Source organism: Bradyrhizobium sp. CCBAU 51745 (genome assembly GCF_028128715.1).
Lineage (GTDB): Bacteria > Pseudomonadota > Alphaproteobacteria > Rhizobiales > Xanthobacteraceae > Bradyrhizobium > Bradyrhizobium manausense.
Map to the genome: position 1 here is coordinate 77,039 of NZ_LBJP01000092.1, position 23,559 is coordinate 100,597.

The window sequence follows — 23,559 nt, forward strand, 5'->3', positions numbered from 1 at the left end:
CCGCGGACGCTGTCAAAGACGCTCATGCTCGAGAAGGCGCGATGACGTCGAGGGGCGTGCGCAAGGAATCAGGAGCACCATCGAATGAAAGATATCGAAGACAAGGTCGCGTTCATCACGGGAGGCGCGAGTGGGATCGGGTTCGGAATGGCCCGCGCGTTCCTGCAACATGGGGTGAAGGTCGTTATCGCGGACGTCCGTCAATCGCATCTCGATGCGGCGGCTTCCGCCCTCGATCGCTCCAACAAGAACTACCATCTGATCCGTCTGGACGTTACCGACCGCGAGTCAATGGCGCGGGCCGCGACGGAGAGCGAGAAGGTATTCGGCAAGGTCCACATACTCTGCAACAATGCAGGCGTATCGAGCATAGTGGCTATGGAAGACGCGAGCTTCGCGGATTGGGATTTTGTCATGAACATCAACGTCGGGGGCGTCGTCAACGGCGTCGCGACGTTCGTTCCCCGGATTCGGGCGCATGGAGAAGGTGGTCACATCGTCAACACCTCCTCGATGGCCGGCATCCTCGCGCTTCCAAATCCCGGCGGCATCTACTCGACATCCAAATTTGCGGTGCGCGGCCTGACGGAGTCGTTGCGTATGGCGCTCGGACCGCACAACATCGGCGTTTCGCTCCTTTGTCCCGGTCTGGTTCGCAGCAATCTCGTCGACACGACGCTTCACCTCAACACGTCCGCTTCTGCTCAATCGGCGGGCGGCCCGTTCGCGGCCGGCGGTTCGCCGTTGGAAGCCGGGATGGATCCTCTCGCCGTAGGCGAACGGGTGGTCGAAGGAATCGTCGGGAACCAGCCATACATTCTTCCGCACGGCGAATTCAAAGACGAAGTCGCAGAGTCGTTCGGAGAGATACTTCAGTCGTTCCCTACCGATCGAGACGTCGATCCGAAACGGCAACAGTTCGAAGCGATGCGCCGGCAAGCGACGACGGAGGCCAAGCGCTTGGCTGCGAGCATTGGTTAGAACTTCGATCCGGCGCGCGAGGACCGTGCCCATCTCCATTGGACGCCCGCTCGCAGCCGAGTAATTCGAAAGACGTCGCAAGAATCGGGGGAAGCAATCCTCCGGACAAACAGCCGCTCTCAGCGCGGCCTATCAGGGAGGTGTCGATGCGAAGCGCTATCGCAGCTGCAGGGCTGTACGTGGTCTGGTCCGTTCTCGCGGCGCCGGCTGTAGCCGAAGACGAGCCCGGCGTCACCGCCACCGAGATCCGCATCGGACAGACGATGCCATATAGCGGGCCAGTGTCCGCATTCGGCATCCTCGGCAAGGGCGAGGTCGCCTATTTCAAGATGGTCAACGACCGCGGCGGGATCAACGGCCGCAAGGTCAACCTGCTCTCGCTCGACGACAGCTACGTGCCGCCCAAGACCGTCGAGCAGACGCGCCGCCTGGTCGAGAGCGACGACGTCTCGTTCATCTTCTCGACGATGGGGACCGCGCACAACACGGCGATCGCCAAATATCTGGCGGCTAAGAAGGTGCCCCAGCTGTTCGTCGCCTCCGGCGCCTCGAAGTTCGGTGATCCCGCGCAGTTTCCCCTGACGCTGATGGGGGTGATGGCGCCGTTCCGCAACGAGGCCCGCCTGTATGCGCGCTATGCGCTGCAGAAGAAGGCCGACGCGACTTTCGCGGTGCTGGCGCAGAACGACGATTTCGGTCGCGACTACCTCGCCGGGCTCAGGGACGTGCTCGGCGATCGTTACGAGACGGCAGTCACGGCGGCGACCTACGAGACGACCGAGCCGACGGTCGATTCGCAGATCGTGAAGCTCAAATCGACCGGCGCGGATGCGCTCGTGATCGCCGCGACGCCGAAATTCGCTGCGCAGGCGATCCGCAAGGCTTACGAGATCAACTGGCGTCCGATCATGTTCCTGACCAATGTGTCGGTATGGATGTCCTCGGTGATGGAGCCCGCCGGGCTCGACGCCGGCACAGGCATCATCTCGAGCGCCTATGTCAAGGATCCGCTCGATCCGGCATGGGCGGACGATCCCGGCGTGAAGGGGTGGCGCGACTACATGGCCAAATACGTGCCTGACGGCGATATCCGCGATTCCAACTACGTCAACAGTTACAACAACGGCATGGTGCTGGAGCACGTGCTCAAGACCGCCGGCAACGACCTCAGTCGCGAGAACATCCTGCGGCAGGCGCTGTCGATCAAGGACCTGGAATTGCCGATGCTACTGCCCGGCATCAAGGTCAATACCGGCGAGAGTGACCATCTGCCGGTCGAGCAGCTGCAATTCATGCGCTTCACCGGCAAGCAGTGGGAGCGCTTCGGGGAGGTGCTCTCGACCAAGTAGGGTCGATTATATTGAAAACTGAGGACCGTTGGGATTTACTCCGCGACACCGAAGCCTCGAGCCCTTGGTCTGTCGGATGCAGGCGACGTCGAATTTTGGGGTGCAGGAGACGCACGGGATCCTGAACCGCTTCCAGGCCGAATTCCGCGGCTCGAGCGAAGGGCTCGGCTGGTCGTCCGCATTTGCCTCGGTTCAGCGCGAACGGCCGTTTGAGGGGCACTTCCACGCACTATCCGACAATCTGATGGTGTTACATCGGGGCGGCCCGGTCGACATCACGTATGTAATGGACGGCAAGTCGGTTGCCCGGCACATCCCGCGCGGTGGCGTTTTCTTCCTGCCGGCGGGCCATGCATGCAACGTGCTCCTGCGCGAACCGCTGGAATCCACCCACATCTATCTGCGCTCCGACCTGTTCGCCGGCCCTGACGGGTCGTCCGGCGTGATCAACGGCCTCGCGCCGATGCTCGGCGATCAGGACGCTGTGCTGGAGCATCTTGCCTCGGCGATCGGTGATACCATCACCGGTGGTCTGCCGGCCTCGTCGCTGTTCGTCGATCCGATCGCGCAAGCGATCGCCAACCGTTTCGTGGCGATCAACTTCCACAAGCCGAGCACGGAAGCCGGCAAGCATCCGAACCTGCTCAGTGGCAGGCAGATGGCACGCATTCGCGAATTCGTTGATGCCAATATCGATAGCGATATCCGTCTCGACCAGCTGGCGGAGCTGTGCGGCCGCAGCACCGAGTATTTCGTGCGGCTTTTCAAGGCGACCAACGGCGTCTCGCCTTATCAATACGTGCTCAATTTGCGCATAGAGCGCGCCAGGGCGCTGCTTGCCGACGAGACCCTGAGTCTGGCCGAGATCGCGCTCGCTTGCGGCTTCTCCCATCAAGAGCATTTCACGCGGATGTTCCGCCGCTTTACTGGCATAACACCCGGACGATACCGACACAGCCACTAGGTTCCGCTGATCGCGGCCACGGCTGTCGAAGGCCCGATTCGGCCCTGTGTTATTTTTCCGGTTTTGTGCAGATTTTCTTCGGTTTCGTGCAGGCCCGCCGCGCCAGCCCGCCCCTAGCTTCCTCCCAACGACATGAGATCGCCGGTTCGCCGGCTTGGGAGGATTGCCATGAGCATCGCGCTGGCCGACGCCGGAGGCGCGTCCGTTGCAAGGGCCGGTGATGCCGGCAAGGGCGTGTTTGCCTACTGTTCGCAGCAATATCGCGTCCTGTTCGGTGCCGGCACCTCGGCGCGACTCGGCGAGGAGGCAGAGCGCCTCGGCATCAAGCGGGCGCTGGTGCTGACCACAAGCGAGCAGCACGACCTCGGGCGGCGGCTCGGCACGGGCCTCGGTGACAGGCTCGCCGGGCTGTTTGCCGGCGCACGCATGCATACGCCGGTTGAAGTCACCAACGAAGCGCTTGGGATTGTGGAGTCCCGCGACATCGACGGCCTGGTCGCGATCGGGGGCGGCTCGACGGTCGGACTCGGCAAGGCGCTCTCGCTGCGCACGGGGTTGCCGCATATCGCGATGCCGACCACCTATGCCGGCTCCGAGATGACGCCGATTCTTGGCGAGACCAGCAACGGCATCAAGACCACGCAGCAATCCCAGGATCTGGTGCCTGATACCGTCATCTACGACGTCGATCTCACCATCAGCCTGCCGCCGCACATTTCCGCCGCCAGCGGCCTGAACGCGATCGCCCACGCCGTCGAGGCGCTTTATGCGCCCGACGCCAATCCTCTGACCTCGCTGATGGCGGAGGATGGCATCGCCGCGCTCGCCCGCGGGCTGCCGCGCATCATGGTGGCGCCCGCCGATCCCGGCGCCCGTCGCGATGCGCTCTATGGCGCCTGGCTGTGCGGCATCTGCCTCGGCGCGGTCGGCATGTCGCTGCACCACAAGCTCTGCCACGTGCTGGGCGGTATGTTCAACCTGCCGCATGCGGAAACTCACGCGATCGTGCTGCCGCACGCCGCCGCCTACAACGCCGCCGCCGCGCCTGAGGCCATGGCTCGCGTCGCGCGGGCGCTGCACAGCGCCAATGCTCCGCAGGGCCTGTTTGACCTTGCCCGGCAGCTCGCGCTGCCGCGCGCGCTCGCCGACATCGGAATGCCCGAGGACGGCATCGCACGCGCCGCGGAGATGGCGGTGCGCAACCCCTATGCCAATCCAAGACCGATTGATCGCGCGCCGATCGAGCAATTGATCGCGGCAGCCTGGCGCGGCGATGCGCCCGCGCAGGGGTGAATCTCAGGGATCCAAGGACAACACCATGGCCAATTTCAACGAGCATAACCTCACTGACGAGGTGATCAGCAGCTTCGCCAACACGCCGAACCAGCGGCTGAAGTTCCTCATCGAGGAGACGGTGAAATCGCTGCACGATCTGGTGCGCCGCACCGAACTCACCTTCGAGGAATGGAATCAGGCGATCGAATTCCTGACCCGCACCGGCCAGACCTGCACGCCGCTGCGCCAGGAGTTCATCCTGCTCTCCGACGTGCTCGGCGTCTCGATGCTGGTCGACGCCGTCAATCACCGCGAGCGCGAGGGCGCGACCGAGACCACGGTGCTCGGCCCGTTCTATGTCGGCGAGCACCGCGTTATGCCGCACGGTGCCAATATCTCCGAAGGCATCGACGGTGAAGTGATGTTCGTGCAGAGCCGCGTCACCGACCTCGCCAACAAGCCGCTCGCCGGTGCCGAGATCGACGTCTGGCATGCCGACGACGACGGCTTCTACGATTCGCAGAAGGCCGATTACGCGACCCACGGTCCGTCGCTGCGCGCGCGCTTCGTCACCGATGCCGACGGCCGCTTCTCGTTCCGCACGATCTTGCCGTGCAGCTATCCGATCCCGACCGACGGCCCGGTCGGCGATCTCATCACCGCTACGCAGCGTCATCCGATGCGCCCCGCGCATGTGCACTTCCTGGTCAAGGCCGAAGGCTACGAGCCGCTGATCACCCACGTCTTCCTGGACGGCGACCAATATCTGCGCAGCGACGTGGTGTTCGGCGTCAAGGACGAGCTTATCGCGCCCGTCGAGCCGCGCAACGAAGCCGCGCTGCCGAACGGCGAGCGGGTCTCCCGCCCGTGGCACCTGATGACCTACGACTTCCAGATGAAGCCCGGCGCAGGGCTGGTGCCCCGGCCGATGATGGCCGGGCAATGACGATCGCAACCAACAAGACGACGAAGGAGAGGATGATGACCAGCAAACCGATCGAGACCGACGTGCTTGTCGTCGGCAGCGGCCCGGCCGGCGCGACGGCGGCGGCGCTGCTTGGCATGTACGGCGTCAAGCACATCCTGGTGACGAAATATGGCTGGCTGGCTGACACGCCGCGCGCCCACATCACCAACCAGCGTGCGATGGAGGTGCTGCGCGATCTCGGCCTCGAGGACAAGGCGGTGGCGCAGGCGGTGCCGCAGCATCTGATGGCGAACAACGTGTTCTGCGAAAGCCTCGCCGGCGAGGAGTTCGGCCGGCTCTATTCCTGGGGCAATCATCCCTCGCGCAAGGCGGACTACGATCTCGCCAGCCCGACCCGGATCTGCGACCTGCCGCAGAATTTGCTCGAGCCGATCCTGATCGAGGCCGCCGGCCAGCGCGGCACTTCGCTCTGCTTCAACACCGAGTTCGTCGACCTGGTGCAGGATGCCGACGGCGTCACGGCAACGGTGAAGGATCGGCTATCCGGCGAGACCTACCAGATCCGCGCGAAATATCTGATCGGCGCCGATGGCGGCCGCAGCCGGGTTGCCGAGGTCATCGGGCTGCCGATGGAGGGTCAGATGGGCCGCGCCGGCAGCATGAACATCATCGTGCAGGCGGACTTGAGCAAATACGTCGCGCACAGGCCGAGTGTACTCTATTGGGTGCTGCAGCCGGGCGCTGAGATCGGCGGCATCGGCGCCGGCCTGATCCGCATGGTGCGGCCCTGGAACGAATGGCTGATCATCTGGGGCTACGACATCGAGCAGGGCGAGCGCAAGCTCAGCAATGACGAGGCGATCTCGATCGTGCGCAATCTCGTCGGCGACGAGACGCTGGAGGTCAAGGTCCGCTCGACCTCGACCTGGACCGTGAACGAGATGTATGCGGGCCACTACGCGTCCGGCCGCGTGTTCTGCGCCGGCGATGCCGTGCACCGCCATCCGCCGAGCAACGGCCTCGGCTCCAACACCTCGATCCAGGACTCCTATAATTTGTGCTGGAAGCTGAAGCTGGTGCTAGAGGGCCATGCGGCTCCGTCGCTGCTCGAGACTTATTCGGCCGAGCGCCAACCGGTCGGCAAGCAGATCGTGACCCGCGCCAACAAGAGCATCGGCGAGTTCCCGCCGATCTTTGAGGCGGTGGGACTTGTCGCCTCGACCGATCCGATTGAGGCGCGCAAGGCGATCGCCGCGCGCAAGGCGCCGACCGCCGAGGGCAAGGCGCGCCGCAAGAAGCTCTATGAGGCCATCTCCATCAAGAGCTACGAGTTCAACTGCCACGGCGTCGAGATGAACCAGCGCTATGGCTCGACCGCCGTGGTGTCCGACGGCACGCCGATGCCGGCATTCAGCCGCGATCACGAACTTTATTATCAGGCCACCACCTGGCCCGGCGCGCACTTGCCGCATGTCTGGGTCGAGCATCGGGGCCAGCGCAAATCGACGCTCGATCTTGTTGGCAAGGGCCGTTTCACGCTGCTCACCGGGCTCGGGGGCGACGGCTGGAAGGCGGCGGCTGCCGCAGTCGAGAAGGCCTACGGCCTGCCGGTCGATGTCGTCACCATCGGCCCGCAAGGCTGCGATGCGCTCGACATCTATGCCGACTGGTACCGCCAGAGCGAAGTCGACGAGGACGGCTGCGTGCTGGTGCGTCCCGACATGTATGTCGCCTGGCGCGCCAGAGAGGCGGCAGTGAATGCCCCCGACGTGCTGCTCGACGTGTTCGGCCAGATCCTCGGCCGTAGTGCGAAGGCGCAGGCGAAGTCCGTCGCCGCGTGATGCGACGCTGCCCGGATAGTTTTTCAGAACGGAATGAACGGCGGCCGGCTTGAAGACCGGCTTGCCTCAAGGGAGGGAAAAAATGACCAAAGACCTATTGAACATCAAGTCTTTCGATCGCCGCCGTGTGCTGCAGGGCATCGCCGGTGGGCTCACAGCCGCAGGCTCGACGACTTTGTTCGCGCCGGCGCTGAACAGGCGTGTGCAGGCCATGCGCGCGGAAGTCGTGAAAGGCTAAGCAACTCGACGGCTCGGTCGAGCGCTCAATTGCATTGAAACCTCCCATAGGCGCCTTTGTGAAAGACCAGCGGATTGCAGGTCGCTTCCTCGCCCGAGAGCACCTCTCCCAGAATGATATCGTGATCGCCCGCCTTGTGCACGGCGGCAACCCGGCAGCAGAGTTGAGCGGCGGCCCCTTGCAGTAGCGGCAAGCCGTCAGTGCTGAAGGCAATGGCGAGATCGTCGAAGCGGTTCTTGAGCTTCCCGGTGAAACGCGCCGACAGGTCGGACTGATGGTGGCCGAGGATGTTCACGGAAAATAGTCCGCGTTGCCGGATCGCTGCACCCGTCGCGCTGCCCTCATTGGTGCAGAATAGCAGCATGCAGGGCTGCAGCGACACCGATGTCAGCGAGTTGATGGTCGCGCCGAACAACTCGCCCTGCCATTCCGTCGCGACGATGGCGACGCCGGTCGGGAAGGCGCCCATCACGGAGCGAAACAGCTTGGGATCGATGGTCTGCATGTTCATGTCACTACAGTCCCTTGAGCAAGCGACGGAGCGGCGTTGCCGCTCCGTCTGCAAGAGTCACTTTTTCATCATGTGATAGCTGAGCTCGCCGGGGTCGGTGAGATCGGGCACCTTCCAGCCGTCGAGGTCGTATTCGGCCATGCAGTCCTCGGCAAAGCCCTTGAAGCGGTCGGCATTGCCGCTCGCCTGTGCGCCGAACAGGCAGTAGCGGCGGATCTCCTCGGTCGAGCCGCCATAGTTGATCTCGTAGAGCTCGTGTCGCCCCCCGAACTCGCTGCCGATGCAATCCCACAGCAGCTTGAGCAGCTTGACGCGCTCCTCGGCCTTGTAACCGTTGGAGCCGCGCAAGTAACGATCGAGATAGGGGCGGATCTCGGCGTTCTTGAAATCGCTGGAATGGCTGTTGAGATAGATCAGGCCCGATGCCACGGTCTGCTCGATCAGATACTTAACCTTGGTGTAGGCCATGGTGGCGATGATCTGATAGGCGTTGCCGGGATCCATGTTTGGCAGCACATAGTCGCCGATCCACGGCTTTGGATCTCTGACCATCGCATCCGACAGGCTCCAGAACAGGTTTCGCCAGGCGATGACCTCGCCGACATTGGCCTGCACGCCGCGATAATCCTTGGTGCCGGCGGCCTCCGTCGCTTTCAGCAAAAGCCCGCTGATGAAGTCGAGCTTCACCGCAAGCCGCGTGCAGCCATGCACGACAAAGCGCGGCAAAAAGCCGGTGCGCGGGAAGAAATTGTTCGCCTTCTCGATGTCGCCATAGACGAAGACGTTCTCCCAGGGCACCAGCACTTTGTCGAGGATGAACACGGCGTCGTTCTCATCGAGCCGGCTCGAGATCGGATAATCGAACGGGCTGCCCATCACGCTCGCGCTCATCTCATAGGACGTGCGGCAGATGAACTTTACGCCGGGTGCGTTGGTCGGCACCATGAACACGACCGCGAACTTCTTGTCCTGGAGGGGAATCAGGCCGTGATGGGCGACGAAGGTGTAGTTCGTCAGCACAGATCCCGTCGCGACCACCTTTGCGCCCGACACGATCAGGCCGGCGTCGGTCTCTTTCTCGATATGGCAGCAGACGTCGGCGACCTCGTTCGGCGGCCGGTCGCGATCGACGGGCGGATGGATGATCGCGTGGTTGATGAAGGGCACGCGCTCCTGGGAGAATTTGTACCAGCGCTTGGCGTTGTCCTGGTACGGATCGTAGAAGTCGGAATTGGCGCCGAGGGTTGCCAGGAACGCAGCCTTGTAATCCGGTGCGCGGCCCATCCAGCCATAGGTGATCTTGGCCCATTCGGCGATTGCGTTGCGGCCCGCGATCAGATCCTGCATCGACTTCGGCGCCTTGAAGAAGGCGTGCGTCGTGCTGCCATTGCCGGTGTCGGTCGGCAGCAGCAGCTTGTCCTTGTGCTTGTCGTCGTGCAGCGCGTCGTAGAGGCGGGCGGTCATGCGCGCGGTGTTGCGGAAGGCCGGGTGCGTGGTGACGTCCTTGACCCGCTCGCCATAGATGTAGACGGCGCGATCGTCGCGCAGCGAATCCAGATATTCCGCGCCGGTTTGCGGCTTGGTCACTTTGACGTTGCCCGTGTGCTCCGGCGGAACCGCCATTGCCGCTGCTTTGCCTGCCATCGCATCATCTCCCCATTGTGTTCGATTATCGAACTAGTGTCCGTATTCCGAACTTGGCGAAACGATACGGCCGGCCCTCGCGATTGGCAAGGGGAAGGTATCGATCACACCGTCATCGCGGAGACCTGCTCGGCGATGCGGTTGAGCTCGGGGAGAAAGTGCTCGCGCATTTCGTTGCGCGTCGTCCGCGTCGAATGGGTCGACAGATTGATTGCGCCGACCGCCTGGCCGCTGCGGTCGAGCACGGGGACGGCCAGCGCGCGCAGGCCGCGCTCGAGCTCCTCATCGACGATCGAAAAACGCTGCGCGCGGTCGGCGCGGATGCGGTCGAATAGCGCCTGCAGATCGGTGATGGTCTGTGGCGTATAGGCCTCGATGCGCTGCGACTTCAGCCGCCGCCAGATCTCGGCTTCATCAAGATAGCCGAACATGATGCGCCCGAGCGCGGTGTGCAGCGCTGGCAGGCGGCTGCCGACCGACAGCGTCGCGGACATGATTCTGCGGGCCGGCATGCGCGCGACATAGACGATGTCGTTGCCTTGCAGGATGGCCGCCGAGCAGGATTCACCGAGCCGCTCGCTCAGCTCGCGCATGAGCGGTGTTGCGCGATCGATCCAGCTTTGCGTCGACAGATACGCAAATCCGAGATCGAGGATCTGCGGCGCCAGCGAGAATGAACGGCCGTCCTGTTCGACATAGCCGAGCTGGGTCAGCGTCCGCAGCACGCGCCGTGCGGTGGCGCGCGAGAGATCAGCGACCTGGGCGGCCTCCGACAGCGTCATGCTGGGCCGGTGCCGGCCGAACGCGCCCAGCACCGCGAGGCCCTTGGCCAGCGTCGTCATGAATTCCTTGTCGTCGGGCTCGCCCTTGCGATGGCTCGGCTCGCCTTTGTCAGGTGCTGCAGCTTGCATCATTCGCTGGCCTGTTGACTCCATCTGAGCTCTGTCGGACACTGGTCGACATACGAACGTATGTTCGAATATCGAACGCCGGCCCGTGTGTCAATCGATCCACGATGAGAATCCGGCGCATCCAGAGGGGAGGACGCGCAGATGACCTGGCGCACGATCAGTTCGACTCATCGTCATTCCATCGACCGCCGCACGCTCCTGAAATACTCGGCCGCAACCGGCGCTGTGCTCGCGACGGGACTGAAGGCGCCCGCGATCGCGCAGATGCGCGCGATCAAGCTCGGCTACGTCTCGCCTCAGACCGGCCCGCTGGCGGCGTTCGCTGAGGCCGACAACTTCATCATTGCCGGGTTCAAGGAAGCGGCGAAGGCCGGCCTCAAGATCGGCAACGCCACCGTGCCTGTCGAGGTCATCGTCAAGGACAGCCAGTCCAATCCGAACCGCGCCGCCGAGGTCGCCAAGGATCTCATCGTCCAGGACAAGATCGACCTGATGCTGGTGGCCTCGACGCCGGAAACGACCAACCCCGTCTCGACCCAGTGCGAGATCGAGGAGGTGCCGTGCATCTCCACCGTGGCGCCGTGGCAGCCCTGGTTCATCGGCCGCCAGGCCAATCCAGGCGGTGGCCCGCCGGCGTGGAAGGGTTTCAACTACACCTATCACTTCTTCTGGGGGCTCGAGGACGTCATCGCCGTCTTCACCAACATGTGGGGCCAGGTTGCGACCAACAAATCCGTCGGCGGTCTCTTTCCCAACGACGGCGACGGCAACGCCTGGGGCGACAAGGCCGTCGGCTTTCCGCCGGTGCTCGACAAGGGCGGCTACAAGCTCACCGATCCCGGCCGCTACCAGAACCTCACCGACAATTTTTCGGCGCAGATCGGCGCATTCAAGGGCGCCAATTGCGAGATCATCACCGGCGTGGTGCTGCCGCCCGATTTCACGACCTTCTGGAAGCAATCGCTTCAGCAAGGTTTTAAGCCGAAGGTCGCCTCGATCGGCAAAGCCATCCTGTTCCCCGTCGGGGTCGAGGCGCTAGGCAAGGACGGGCACAATCTGTCGTCGGAGGTGTGGTGGTCGCCGAGCCATCCCTTCAAGTCGTCGCTGACCGGCGCGAGCGCCAAGGATCTTGCCGGCGCCTATGAGGCTGCGACCAAGAAGCAATGGACCCAGCCGATCGGATTTGCGCATGCGCTGTTCGAGGTCGCGGTCGACGTGCTCAAGCGCACGCCGGATCGCGACGGCAAGGCGATCGCCGCGACGATCGCCGCGACCAATCTCGACACCGTCGTCGGCAAGGTGCAGTGGGGCGGTGCGAATCTGCCGCCCTTCGCCGCCAAGAACGTCGCCAAGACTCCGCTGGTCGGCGGCCAGTGGCGGCTCAAGGACGGCAAGTACGATATTGTCATCACCGACAACAAGACGGTACCCGCGATTCCCGTCGGCGGCCAGATGGAGGCCATCGCCTGATCGCGCGGCGCGTTGATATCTCATGCTGCTGGAAGTCACGGGCTTAAGAAAAAGTTTTGGCTCGATCGTCGTCGCCGACGCTCTCGATCTCGTCGTCGCGCCCGGTGAAGCTGTCGGCATCATCGGCCCGAACGGCGCCGGCAAGACCACGCTGTTCAACCTGATCGCCGGCGGCCTGACGCCGACCGCCGGCCACATCCGCTTCGATGGCCGTGATCTTCTCGGTGTGGCGCCGCCTGCGCGCTGCCGTGCCGGCATCGGCCGCACCCATCAGATCCCGAAGCCGTTTGAAAAACTCACCGTGTTCGAGAACCTGCTGGTCGGTGCGGTCTATGGTCGCCAAAAGTCCGAGCGGGAGGTCGCGCAGGGCTGCGGCGAGATACTTGAGCGCCTCGGCCTGCTGAGGCGTGCCAACGCGCTGGCGGGCTCGCTGACGCTGCTGGAGCGCAAGCGGCTTGAGATGGCGCGCGCGCTCGCGACCGCCCCAAAACTCCTGCTCCTCGATGAGATCGCCGGCGGGCTGACCGAGGGTGAATGCGGCGAGCTCGTCGCCACCATCCGCGAGATCCGCAAGACCGGCGTCGCGATCCTCTGGATCGAGCATGTCGTGCACGCGCTGCTCGCGGTGATCGACCGCCTGGTTGTGCTCAATTTCGGCCGCAAGATCGCGGAGGGTGAGCCGAAAGCGGTGATGCAACGGCCCGACGTGCATCAGATCTATATCGGCATCGAGGCTTGAGCCATGGCCCTCCTGGAGACGCACAATCTCACAGCCTTCTACGGGGACTTCCAGGCGCTCTACGGCATCGACACCACGCTGGAGAAGGGTGAGACCATTGCCATCATCGGTGCCAACGGTGCGGGCAAGTCGACCTTCCTCAAGTCCATCGCAGGACTCATTCACGGCTCGGCCGACAGCGTACTGCTCGATGGCAACCCGATCGGCGCTCGCCCCGCGGCCGAGATCGTCAAGCTTGGCATTGCGCTCGTGCCGGAGGGACGCCGGCTGTTTCCCTCGCTCACCGTCGAGGAGAACCTCTTGATCGGCGGCTATGGCCGCAAGACGTCGGGACCGTGGACACTCGATCGCGTCCAAGCCCTGTTTCCCATCCTGAAGGAGCGGCGATCCTCGGCGACGCCGACCCTGTCGGGCGGCCAGCAGCAGATGGTCGCGATCGGGCGTGCCCTGATGTCCAATCCGCGCATTCTCCTCTGCGACGAGATCAGCCTGGGGCTGGCGCCGATCGTCATCGCCGACATCTATGCCGCGCTGCCGAGAATAAAGGCGGAGGGCACCAGCGTCGTGCTGGTCGAGCAGGACGTCGTGCAGGCGATGAAGGTCGCCGACCGCGTCTACTGCTTCCAGGAGGGACGGCTGTCGCTCACCGGCCGCCCGCGCGATCTCACGCGCGACCAAATTCACCGCGCCTATTTCGGGACGTGAGATGACCGGCTGGATCGACGCAGTGATACAAGGCGTTCTGCTCGGTGGTCTCTATGCGCTGTTCGCCGCCGGGCTGTCGCTCATGTTCGGTGTCATGCGGCTCGTCAACCTCGCCCATGGCGACCTCATCGTGCTCGCCGCGTTTGCGATCCTCGTCGTCGCGACGAAACTCGGCCTCGATCCCTTCGTTGCCGTGCTGGTGGCGATGCCGATCCTGTTCGTCCTCGGCTTTGCGCTCCAGCACGTATTGCTTAATCGCACGCTCGGGCGCGATCTGCTGCCGCCGCTGCTCGTCACTTTTGGGCTCTCGATCATCATCCAGAACGGCCTGCTGCAGACTTTCTCCGCGGACAGCCAGCGGCTGCGTTCAGGCCCCATCGAGACCGCCTCGATCCCGCTTGGTGGCGGCATTGCGGTCGGCGTCGTGCCGCTGCTGACGCTGCTATCAGCCATTGCCGTGATCGTGCTGCTCAATTTCATTTTCTACCGCACGCCTGTTGGACGCGCGTTTCGCGCCACGTCGGATGATCTCGAAGTTGCCCAGCTCATGGGTGTCGATCACAGGCGGATCTTCGCCGTCGCGATGGGGCTTGCCTTCGTCGTGATCGGGATCGCGGCGCTGTATCTCGGATTGCGGGCGAACTTCGATCCGACCATCGGCCCGGCGCGGCTGCTTTACGCTTTCGAGGCCGTGATCATCGGCGGCCTGGGTAGCTTTTGGGGAACGCTCGCAGGGGGCATCGTGCTCGGGCTCGCCCAGACCATCGGCGCGCGCATCGACCCGGAGTGGCAGATCCTGGCCGGCCATCTCGCCTTCCTCGCGGTGCTCGTGGTGCGGCCGCGCGGCCTGTTTCCGCGCGCGCAGGATTGACCGCGATGGATGATTCCGCAGCGAAGCCCGCACAGACCTTCCGCATCGAAACCGCGGGCGGCGCTCCGCGCATCGCCGCGTCCATCGCCGTCCTCATCGTCCTGGTGCTGGTGCTGCTGCCGATGGTTGCCAGCCGCACCCTGGTTCAGGATTTCATCTTCCTGTTCTACATGCTGGCGCTGGCGCAATGCTGGAACCTGCTCGCAGGCTATGCCGGCCTGATCTCGGTAGGCCAGCAGGCCTTTGTCGGCCTCGGCGGCTATCTCCTGTTTGCGCTGACGCTGATCGGTGGACTCAATCCGCTGCTTGCGATCCCGCTCGCAGGCGTCATCTCCGCATTGTGCGCGCTGCCGACGGCGCTGATCGTGTTCCGCCTGCGCGGTGCCTATTTTGCGATCGGGACCTGGGTGGTGGCCGAGGTCTATCGTCTCGTCTTCGCGCAGATCAAGCCGCTCGGCGGCGGCACCGGCACCTCGCTCACGTCATCGGTTACCTCATCCGTGCCCGGCATCGAACAGGTGAGGGCATTGCTCGACGTGCGCACGCCGGCGGCGCGCGACATCGTTTCCTATTGGGTGGCGCTGACGCTCGTGGTCGCCACGCTCGCCGCCGTCTACTTCATCTTGCGCTCGCGCCGTGGCCTCGCACTCGGCGCAATCCGCGACCAGGAGGCCGCCGCCGCGGGTCTCGGCGTCGACATCTACCGCATCAAGCTCGCCGTCTATGTCGCGACCGCGGCCATGACCGGCATGATCGGTGCGTTGATCTATCTCCAGAAGGCGCGGATCTCGCCGGATGCCGCCTTCTCGGTGCTGGATTGGACCGCCTACGTCATCTTCATCGTCGTGATCGGCGGCATCGGCACGATGGAAGGCCCGGTCATCGGCGCCGTCGTCTTCTATTTGATGCAGCGCTATCTCGCCGATTTCGGCGCCTGGTATCTGATCTTGCTGGGCACGCTCGGAATCCTGATCATGTTGTTCGCGCCGCGCGGCCTCTGGGGCCTAATCTTAAATTGGCGCGATGTAACGATCTTTCCAATTCGGCGACGGCTAACCACCTCGCGCCGATGATCGGCTACCCGTCGGGCAAAACACCCTTCACCCCGTCAACGCCTCTCCACAAAAATATTCCACTTTACCGAAATTCGGAAACAGCGTATATATCGCCGCATCCTGGCTCATCCTCGAGGGGCGATCTCGAGTCGTCTTGATTGCGAGCCGGGCTTGCGGTGGACGCGGGCAGCGTTGGGTGCGAGAGGAGCGGGCAGGGCGGTAGTCCCTGTGAGCCCGAAACCTTCGCGCGGACGAACGGCGCTGTCAGGTTCGTCTCGCCGGCATGCTTCCGGCAACGTCGACAAGGCCGGACGATCATGCGGCGAACTCGCGAACCCCAGCGTACGGCAAAACCGTGTGGTCCTGGCCGTCGTCGCTACGGTCAAGCCTTTGCGGAGGTGTGGAGCGCCCAACCGGGCTGGCCACATCGTCAATCTGCGGGCGAGGGAGGCCAGAAGGAATTCGGCTCCCGGGAGAGCACGGCATAAGCCGTCAAACCACTGCGCAGGGAAGGCCGAGTGTTCGGCACCACCTGTATCATGCTGTGCGGTCTTTTTGCGCTACATTTTCGCGCAGCGGACCGCGGGTGCGAGGTCGGCACCCGGTCTTCCCTGCGCCCTTGTGGATTTACGAGGGCGGAACGATGAGCAAGGCTCGGGCGAAATGCGCCGCGAGAACGCGAGCGCGCGTCCGCAGTTGCGAGCCGTCCAAGATTCCTGTTGTCCCCGGACTCCGACGCCTCTAGCATCGCCTCAAAACGGGCATCGGGACGAAATTCGCCGCGAGGACATCATGCGCTGCATCAGTCCGTTGCTGCTGGCCGGTTATGTGCTGGGATCCCTGCTGTTCGCATCAGTGGAACCCGGTCACGCGCAGGGAATTCCGCAAAACATTCCGAGGAAGGATCTGCTGATCCTGGAAAACCCGGAAGGCACCGTCAAAAACGCCGGCTGGTTCAACATCTGGGTGATCAACGCCAACTCGCAGTCCAACGGGCTGCAGCAGGCCGCACTTGATACGCTCTGGTACATCGATCCCGAGAGCGGCCTCGACGGCGTCTGGGACAATTCGCTGGCCGCCGACAAGCCGCAATACAACGCCGACTTCACCGAAATGACGGTCAAGCTGCGCAGCGGCATCTTCTGGAGCGACGGCGTCGAATTCACCGCCGACGACGTCGTCGCAACCGTGACCACCCAGATCAAAAACCCGGCGATGCGCTTCAGCGCGGTGCTGACGAGCAACGTCGCCTCCGTCGAGGCGCCGGATGCCCACACCGTCGTGTTCAAGCTCAAAAAGCCCAATTCACGCTTCCACGCCAACTTCACGGTGCGCTGGGGCGCGGTCTGGATCCTGCCCAAGCACGTCTTCGACAAGGTCGAGGATCCCGTCAAATTCGACTTCAACAAGCCGGTGTCGCTCGGCGCCTATGTGCTGCACAGCTACGATCCCGACGGCAAATGGTACATCTGGCAGCTTCGCGATGACTGGCAACGCACCACCCTGGCGCGCTTCGGCAAGCCGGGTCCGAAATATCTCGCTTATGTCGATCCCGGGCCGCCCGACAAACGGGTGATCGCGCAGCTCAATCATGAGCTCGACGTCATCCACGACATCGCGCCGGAAGGCATGTTCGCCCTCGCCAAGCAGAGCAAGACGACGCGGGCCTGGTTCAAGGGATTCCCTTACGGCCATCCCGATCCGACGCTTCCCGCCGTCATCTTCAACACCCAGAACGAGAACTTCAAGAATCCGGACGTGCGCTGGGCGCTGGCGCTGTTGATCGACATCAAGGCCGTGGCGATGGCGGCCTATCGCGGCGCTGCCACCATCTCGGCGATCGGCGTGCCGCCGACCGGAACCCATCCGGCCACCTATCACGCGCCGATGGAGGCCTGGCTCGAGAGCTTCGAGATCGACACCGGCAAGCGCAAGATCAAGCCGTATGACCCGACCATCGGCAAGCAGATCGCCGACATGCTGCGGCCGTCCATGGGCGAGCAGATCCCGGCCGATCCGGCAGAGATCGCCAAGGCGTTCGGGCGGGGCTGGTGGAAGACCGATCCGGTCGCGGCGCAGGAGCTGCTGGAGAAGGCAGGCTTTACTAAGCGCGGCGGCGCCTGGGTCACGCCCGACGGAAAACCCTTCAGCGTCCGTGTCATGGTCGAAGGCGATCTGCGTCCGGTGATGACGCGGGCCGGAACGATGATCGTGCAGCTGTGGAAGCAGGCGGGCATCGACGCCAAGATCGACGTCGCGCAAGGCACGCTGCCGACGCGGCGTGCCGCCGGTGATTTCGACACCTTCATTGGCTGGAGCGTCGAGACCTGGGGCGGCCACCAGGACCTGTCCTATTTCCTCGACAGCTGGCATTCGCAATTCGTCGCCGAGCCGGGCAAGCCGCAGCCGCTGCGCAACTGGCAGCGCTGGTCCAATCCCGCGCTCGACAAGATCATCGAGGAGATCCGCACCGTCGGCTTTGACGATCAGAGGTCGATCGAGCTCGGCAAGGACTACGTCAAGCTCGCGGTGAAGGAGATGCCGACCATTCCGCTGATGGCCTACAACGTGTTCACCGCGATGGACCAGACCTACTGGACCGGCTTTCCGACATCGGAAAATCCCTACACCAATCCCGTGCCGAACTGGGGCAATTCGCGTTACATGTTCGTGCGGCTGAAGCCGGCAAGTTAGGACGCGATGACATCTAGGCGACCGCATCTGCCAGAGCGACCTTGCCGAGCGTCCCGGGTGCTGCCATGAGCGGGTACGCCGGCTATGTCGGCCGCCGGCTCGCGCAGTTCCTGCTCGTCGTCTTCATCGGCATCAACATCGCCTATGTCATCACGCATGCCTCGCCGATCGATCCCGTCGAGCAATCGATCTCGGCGGTGACCTCCTTCGGCAACACCGCGCCCGATGCGATCGAACAGATGCGCCGTTCCCTGCGTGAGCTCTATGGTCTCGGCGGCACGCCCGTTCAGCAATATCTGACGTTCTGGAAGCGGATCCTGAGTGCCGATTTCGGTCCGTCGCTGTCGGCATTTCCGACCCCCGTCGGCACCCTGATCGGACGCGCGCTGCCCTGGACGGCGGGCCTGCTCACGGTCTCAACCCTGATCGCCTGGGTGCTTGGAAATCTGCTCGGAGGACTCGCCGGCTATTACCGGCAGAGCCGCGGGCTGAAGCTGATGGGGGTGATTGCCATGGGCCTTCATCCGATCCCCTATTACATCCTGGCCATGCTGCTGCTGATCCTGTTCGGTTTCATCTGGCCGGTGCTTCCGATCAGCGGCGGGGCGACGATGAATCTGGCGCAGACCCTGACACCCGAATTCGTCTGGAGCGTGCTGCTGCACGCGATCCTGCCGGCGCTGTCGCTGATCCTGATCGGCGTGGGCAGCTGGTTCCTCGGCATGCGTGCGCTGGTCGCCAATGTCCTCGCCGAAGACTACGTCGTTTATGCCGAGCTTGCCGGCGTGAAGTCCTGGCGCATCCTGACATCCTATGTGATGCGCAACGCGCTGGTGCCGCAGGTCACGGGCCTTGCGATGTCGCTCGGCGGCATCTTCAACGGCGCCGTGATCACCGAAAAGGTGTTTGGCTATCCCGGGCTCGGTTCGCTGCTGGTGGACGCCGTCTATGCCGGTGATTACGGCCTGGTCCTCGGCGTCACTACCATCTCGATCCTCGGCGTATCGGTTGGCGTGCTCGCGATCGATCTCTTGTACCCGCTGCTCGATCCCCGGGTGAAGGTCAGCTGATGGTCGTCTTTCTCCGCGACCTGCTGCGCTACAGGGCCGAATTCCGCATCGGGCTGGTGCTGGTTGCTGTCGTCCTGCTGCTGTCGGTGCTGGCGAGCTTTTCACCCTATCCGCCCGACAGCGTCTATGTGGTGCCGCCCGACCTGCCACCGTCTTTGACGTATTGGTTCGGCACCACGTCGCGCGGCCAGGACGTGTTCTGGCAGTTGAGCTTCGCCATCAGGAACACGCTGCTGTTTGGCGGCACCGTGGCCCTGGTCAGCCGCCTGATCGCGCTCGTGGTCGGGCTCGTCAGTGGCTACAAGGGCGGCTGGATCGATCGCGCGCTGATGGCCGTGAACGACACCTTCATCGTCATCCCGCTGCTGCCGGTCCTGGTGCTGTTCTATTTCGTGATGCGCGACCGCATCTCCTGGCTGATGCTGGCGCTGATCATGGCCTGTTTCGGCTGGGCCTATGATGCGCGGCTGATCCGCTCGATGGTGATGAGCTTGCGGCAACGCGAGTTCACCCAGACCAGCCTGTTCTCCGGAATGAGCACGCGGCAGATCCTGACCGAGGAGCATCTGCCCTATGTCCTGCCGATCCTGTTCTCCACGACCATGAACAACATGGTATGGTCGATCGGGCTCGAGGTGACGCTTGCCGTGCTCGGCTTCACCGACATCAACATCCCGACGATCGGCGGCATGATCTATTGGGCCAACCAGCACACGGCGATGGTTGCGGGCATCTGGTGGTGGATCGCCTTTCCGACCATCGCGGTGATCATGGCGTTCATTGGCCTCTTCCTGCTCGCGGTCTCGGTCAACGCCCATATCGATCCGAGAAGCCGGCTCTGGAACGTGGGAGGGGCTTCGTGATGCACGCGAGCGTCGAGCAGCCGCACGGGGAGCAGCATGTCCAGCCGCTTCTCGTCGTTCGCGACCTGCAGGCCTATTACCGGACCAGCCATGCCGGCGTCAGGCGCGCCATCCGTGCGGTTGACGGTGTCAGCTTCGCCGTGCGCCGCGGCGAGATCTACGGTCTCGCCGGGGAATCGAGCTCCGGAAAGACCACGCTGATCAAGAGCATTGCCGGCGCGATCAAGCCTCCGCTCGAGATCGTCGGCGGCAGCATGGAGTTTGCCTTCCTGCCTGGCTATGGCGGATTGCACCGCGCGCCGCCGGCGCAAGTGGAGCGGATTCGCTGGCGGCATCTCTCCTACATCATGCAGGGCTCGATGAATGTGCTGAACCCGGTGCGTCGCATCGGATCCTCGTTCGTCGATTTCGCCTATCCGCATATTGGCGGCAGCCGAAAGCAGTTCGAGCAGCAGGTGGTCGCCCATCTGGCTCGCGTCAAACTCGATCCGTCGGTGCTTTCGGCCTTTCCACACGAGCTCTCGGGCGGGATGCGGCAACGCGCCGCGCTTGCGCTGGCGACGATCTGCCGTCCCGGATTCATCATTGCCGACGAGCCGACCACCGCGCTCGACGTGGTGGTGCAGAAGGAGGTGCTGGGCATGATCCGCGGCATTCAGCGCGAAACCGGCTCGTCGGTGCTGTTCGTCACGCATGACATGGGCGTGCATGCGCATATCACCGACCGGCTCGCCATCATGTATGCCGGGCGCCTGGTCGAGGAGGCCGCGACGGCGGAAATCTTTCGCAACCCGCTACATCCCTATACCCAGAACCTCATCGCGAGCCTTCCGCGCATCGGCGAGGACGCGCCGCGCGCGGGGCTTGGCGGCGCGCCGCCAAATCTGGCCGATCCCCCTTCGGGTTGTCGCTTCCATCCGCGATGCCCGCTCGCAGGCGAGATTTGCAGCCGTGAGGTTCCGCTCATGCGCGAAGCGACCCCCGGGCATCGCGTGGCATGCTTCGCCGTCAACGGGGATGATAGGGCATGAACGATCTGCTGCTCGATGTCAGGGAGGTCAGCAAGACCTTCGTCCGCGGAAGGCTGCTATCGCGGGAGAAGATTGTCGCGGTGAACAAGGTGAGCCTCCAGCTCGCCGCCCAGCAGCCGGAGATCCTGGCGATCATCGGCGAATCCGGCAGCGGCAAGACGACGCTTGCCCGGATGATCCTGAACATGGTGACGCCGACCAGCGGCAGATTGCTGCTCGACGGCATCGACCTTGCGGCCATTAGCGGCAGTGCCGGCCGCTTGGCATTCATGCACAAGGTGCAGCCGATCTTCCAGAATCCGTTTGAATCCTTCAATCCCTTGAAGCGGGTTGAGCGGTATCTGCTTATGACGCGACGTCGTTTTGCGGCCGCGGCAGGAGAGAGTACGGCTACGACGGCCGTCGATGCGGCGCTGCACAAGGTGGGCTTGTCGCTCAAGGAGGTGGGCGGCAGGTACCCGCATGAGTTGTCGGGAGGACAGCTGCAACGGGTCGCGATTGCCCGTGCGCTGCTGGCCGAGCCGAAATTGATCGTGGCGGACGAGCCGGTCTCCATGATCGATGCGTCCTTGCGCATGTCGATCGTCAATCTGTTCAAGACGTTGCGGGACGAACTGGGGATATCGATCATCTATGTCACGCACGATCTGGCGACCGCCTACTACATCAGCGATCGTATCCTGATCATGCAGAAGGGCAGCGTCGTCGAAAGCGGTGATGCGCGAGCGGTGCTGAGGGCGCCGCGGCATCCCTGTACTCGCCAGTTGCGCGAAGCCGCTCTGTTGCCTCAAATTGCCGGCGGCGGCGCAAATGCCTCCGGTACGACCCAAGTCATTTGATCCAGGACATTCGAAGGCAGGGTATGAGAAAAGCTAGAGTTCTGATGGATCGGGATTTTGCCATCGCTCACACCGATCCTCGCTTGTTCGGGGCCTTCGTCGAACATCTCGGACGGTGCGTCTATGGCGGCATCTACGAGCCGGGCCATCCGACAGCAGACGACAGGGGATTTCGCGGCGACGTGCTCGCTCTGGTGAAGGAGCTTGGCCCGACGATCATCCGATATCCCGGCGGCAATTTCGTCTCCGGCTACAATTGGGAAGACGGGGTCGGCCCAGCGGAGAAGCGGCCGGTGCGGCTCGACCTCGCATGGTTCAGCACCGAGCCCAACAGCTTCGGCACGAATGAATTCATGGATTGGTGCAAGGCTGCCGATGTCGAGCCGATGCTGGCGGTCAATCTCGGCACGAGGGGCGGCGAGGCCGCGGCCAACCTTGTGGAATACTGCAATCACCCGGGCGGATCGGCCTGGTCGGATCTGCGCCGCTCTCACGGCTGGGAGAAGCCGCACGGTGTCAGGTTCTGGTGCCTCGGCAACGAGATGGACGGCCCTTGGCAGATTGGACACAAGAGCGCGGCCGCCTACGGGCCGGTGGCGCTCGAAGCTGCCAAGATGATGCGGTGGGTGGACCCGAAGATCGAACTCGCGGTCTGCGGCTCTTGCGGGCGCAGCATGCCGACGTTCGGCACCTGGGAAGACACGGTGCTCGATCAAACCTTCGATCATGTCGACTACGTTTCGCTGCATACGTATCTCAACAACTATCGGCGAGACAGCGCAGCCTTTCTCGCCAGCCCCGACCTGATGGACCGCTTCATCGACGAGGTCGTCGCATTGGCGGATGCCGCGGCGGCGCGACGTCGATCCGACAAGCGCCTGATGTTGAATTTCGACGAATGGAACGTCTGGTATCGAACCCGCCGCAACCGGGCCGATCGGGTCAAGGAAGGCTGGCCCGTGGCGCCGCCGATTCTCGAGGAGATCTATACGATGGAGGACGCGCTGGTTTTCGGCGGCGCCTGCATCTCGCTGCTCAACCATGCCGATCGGGTGAAAGCGGCCTGCCTGGCGCAGCTCGTCAATGCCATCGCGCCGATCATGACCGAGACCGGCGGAGCCGCGTGGCGCCAGACCATCTTCTTCCCGTTCGCGCACATGAGCCGCTTCGGTCGCGGCAAGGTGCTACGCATCCAGGTCGAGTCGGACGCCTACGACACCACCTACTACGATCCCCGGGGACCTCTGGAGCTGACCTTTCCGATCGCCAATGTGCCGTACCTCAAGATGGCTGCCGTCGCGGGAGAGGCCGGGACTGTTTCGCTGTTCATGCTCAACCGCGACCTCAACCAGGAGATCGAGGTTAGCATCGATGCACGGAATTTCGGCCGGCTCGCCGTGGCTGATGCCTTTCAATTGCGTCACGACGATCTTCAGGCGACGAACACCAGGGACGCGCCGGCGCGTGTGAAGCCTCAGCCGTTGCAGGGCGTGAGCATCGTTGGCGCGCAGTTGCGTGCGGTGCTCGCGCCGGCGTCATGGAACGTGGTTCATCTGTCGGCGGGCTGAGGTTGGCAAGCG

At 63.6% G+C, this 23,559-nt stretch carries 21 protein-coding genes; 18 read left to right on the forward strand and 3 right to left on the reverse strand.

Annotated elements, in window-relative coordinates; genetic code table 11:
• Positions 1-84: 84 nt before the first annotated feature.
• The 7 genes from XH98_RS34945 to XH98_RS34975 all read left to right on the forward strand — a co-directional run bounded on the left by XH98_RS34945 (position 85) and on the right by XH98_RS34975 (position 7,576).
• Positions 85-981: an SDR family oxidoreductase gene (locus XH98_RS34945; RefSeq protein WP_271598033.1), complete on the forward strand. Its 897-nt coding sequence runs from the start codon at positions 85-87 to the stop codon at positions 979-981.
• Between the two features lie 146 nt (positions 982-1,127).
• Positions 1,128-2,330 (forward strand): ABC transporter substrate-binding protein, encoded by a 1,203-nt coding sequence (locus tag XH98_RS34950; RefSeq protein WP_271621262.1) that lies wholly within the window; start codon positions 1,128-1,130, stop codon positions 2,328-2,330.
• Positions 2,331-2,406: 76 nt separating this feature from the next.
• Positions 2,407-3,294: a helix-turn-helix domain-containing protein gene (locus tag XH98_RS34955; RefSeq protein ID WP_271621263.1), complete on the forward strand. Its 888-nt coding sequence runs from the start codon at positions 2,407-2,409 to the stop codon at positions 3,292-3,294.
• A gap of 168 nt (positions 3,295-3,462) precedes the next feature.
• Positions 3,463-4,587, forward strand: a complete 1,125-nt coding sequence (locus XH98_RS34960; RefSeq protein WP_271621264.1) for a maleylacetate reductase — start codon at positions 3,463-3,465, stop codon at positions 4,585-4,587.
• Positions 4,588-4,612: 25 nt separating this feature from the next.
• Positions 4,613-5,515 carry an intradiol ring-cleavage dioxygenase gene (locus XH98_RS34965; protein WP_271621265.1) on the forward strand — a complete coding sequence of 301 codons (903 nt, stop codon included), beginning with the start codon at positions 4,613-4,615 and terminating at the stop codon, positions 5,513-5,515.
• A gap of 35 nt (positions 5,516-5,550) precedes the next feature.
• The gene (locus tag XH98_RS34970; RefSeq protein WP_271598218.1) at positions 5,551-7,338 is read left to right on the forward strand and encodes an FAD-dependent oxidoreductase; all 1,788 of its coding nucleotides are present in this window, start codon (positions 5,551-5,553) and stop codon (positions 7,336-7,338) included.
• A gap of 82 nt (positions 7,339-7,420) precedes the next feature.
• A complete protein-coding gene (locus tag XH98_RS34975; protein ID WP_271598219.1) occupies positions 7,421-7,576 on the forward strand; it encodes a hypothetical protein in 156 nt (51 codons plus the stop codon).
• A gap of 25 nt (positions 7,577-7,601) precedes the next feature.
• Here XH98_RS34975 and XH98_RS34980 read toward each other — a convergent pair whose 3' ends face one another.
• The 3 genes from XH98_RS34980 to XH98_RS34990 all read right to left on the reverse strand — a co-directional run bounded on the left by XH98_RS34980 (position 7,602) and on the right by XH98_RS34990 (position 10,645).
• Positions 7,602-8,087 carry a flavin reductase family protein gene (locus XH98_RS34980; protein ID WP_271621266.1) on the reverse strand — a complete coding sequence of 162 codons (486 nt, stop codon included), beginning with the start codon at positions 8,085-8,087 and terminating at the stop codon, positions 7,602-7,604.
• A 57-nt stretch (positions 8,088-8,144) separates the two neighbouring features.
• Complete coding sequence (locus tag XH98_RS34985) at positions 8,145-9,731, reverse strand: 4-hydroxyphenylacetate 3-hydroxylase N-terminal domain-containing protein (protein ID WP_271621267.1); 1,587 nt, start codon at positions 9,729-9,731, stop codon at positions 8,145-8,147.
• A gap of 104 nt (positions 9,732-9,835) precedes the next feature.
• Positions 9,836-10,645, reverse strand: a complete 810-nt coding sequence (locus tag XH98_RS34990) for an IclR family transcriptional regulator domain-containing protein (protein ID WP_271621268.1) — start codon at positions 10,643-10,645, stop codon at positions 9,836-9,838.
• Between the two features lie 138 nt (positions 10,646-10,783).
• Here XH98_RS34990 and XH98_RS34995 point away from each other — a divergent pair, with 138 nt between their 5' ends.
• The 11 genes from XH98_RS34995 to arfA all read left to right on the forward strand — a co-directional run bounded on the left by XH98_RS34995 (position 10,784) and on the right by arfA (position 23,547).
• Positions 10,784-12,112 carry an ABC transporter substrate-binding protein gene (locus XH98_RS34995; RefSeq protein ID WP_271598223.1) on the forward strand — a complete coding sequence of 443 codons (1,329 nt, stop codon included), beginning with the start codon at positions 10,784-10,786 and terminating at the stop codon, positions 12,110-12,112.
• Positions 12,113-12,134: 22 nt separating this feature from the next.
• Positions 12,135-12,851 (forward strand): ABC transporter ATP-binding protein, encoded by a 717-nt coding sequence (locus tag XH98_RS35000; protein ID WP_271598224.1) that lies wholly within the window; start codon positions 12,135-12,137, stop codon positions 12,849-12,851.
• 3 nt (positions 12,852-12,854) lie between these two features.
• Positions 12,855-13,556, forward strand: a complete 702-nt coding sequence (locus tag XH98_RS35005; RefSeq protein WP_271621269.1) for an ABC transporter ATP-binding protein — start codon at positions 12,855-12,857, stop codon at positions 13,554-13,556.
• 1 nt (position 13,557) lies between these two features.
• Entirely contained in the window at positions 13,558-14,427 is an 870-nt protein-coding gene (locus XH98_RS35010) for a branched-chain amino acid ABC transporter permease (protein ID WP_271621270.1), read from the forward strand.
• A gap of 5 nt (positions 14,428-14,432) precedes the next feature.
• A complete protein-coding gene (locus XH98_RS35015) occupies positions 14,433-15,500 on the forward strand; it encodes a branched-chain amino acid ABC transporter permease (RefSeq protein WP_271598227.1) in 1,068 nt (355 codons plus the stop codon).
• 774 nt (positions 15,501-16,274) lie between these two features.
• Positions 16,275-18,176: an ABC transporter substrate-binding protein gene (locus XH98_RS35020; RefSeq protein WP_271621271.1), complete on the forward strand. Its 1,902-nt coding sequence runs from the start codon at positions 16,275-16,277 to the stop codon at positions 18,174-18,176.
• A gap of 65 nt (positions 18,177-18,241) precedes the next feature.
• Positions 18,242-19,246, forward strand: a complete 1,005-nt coding sequence (locus XH98_RS35025) for an ABC transporter permease (protein WP_271621272.1) — start codon at positions 18,242-18,244, stop codon at positions 19,244-19,246.
• Positions 19,246-20,109: an ABC transporter permease gene (locus tag XH98_RS35030; RefSeq protein WP_271598230.1), complete on the forward strand. Its 864-nt coding sequence runs from the start codon at positions 19,246-19,248 to the stop codon at positions 20,107-20,109. The genes XH98_RS35025 and XH98_RS35030 overlap by 1 nt, the downstream gene beginning before the upstream one ends.
• Positions 20,109-21,140 (forward strand): ABC transporter ATP-binding protein, encoded by a 1,032-nt coding sequence (locus XH98_RS35035; RefSeq protein WP_271598278.1) that lies wholly within the window; start codon positions 20,109-20,111, stop codon positions 21,138-21,140. The genes XH98_RS35030 and XH98_RS35035 overlap by 1 nt, the downstream gene beginning before the upstream one ends.
• Positions 21,137-21,979 carry an ABC transporter ATP-binding protein gene (locus tag XH98_RS35040; protein ID WP_271598231.1) on the forward strand — a complete coding sequence of 281 codons (843 nt, stop codon included), beginning with the start codon at positions 21,137-21,139 and terminating at the stop codon, positions 21,977-21,979. The genes XH98_RS35035 and XH98_RS35040 overlap by 4 nt, the downstream gene beginning before the upstream one ends.
• A gap of 23 nt (positions 21,980-22,002) precedes the next feature.
• A complete protein-coding gene (gene arfA / locus XH98_RS35045) occupies positions 22,003-23,547 on the forward strand; it encodes an arabinosylfuranosidase ArfA (protein WP_271621273.1) in 1,545 nt (514 codons plus the stop codon).
• The last annotated feature ends 12 nt before the right edge of the window (positions 23,548-23,559 follow it).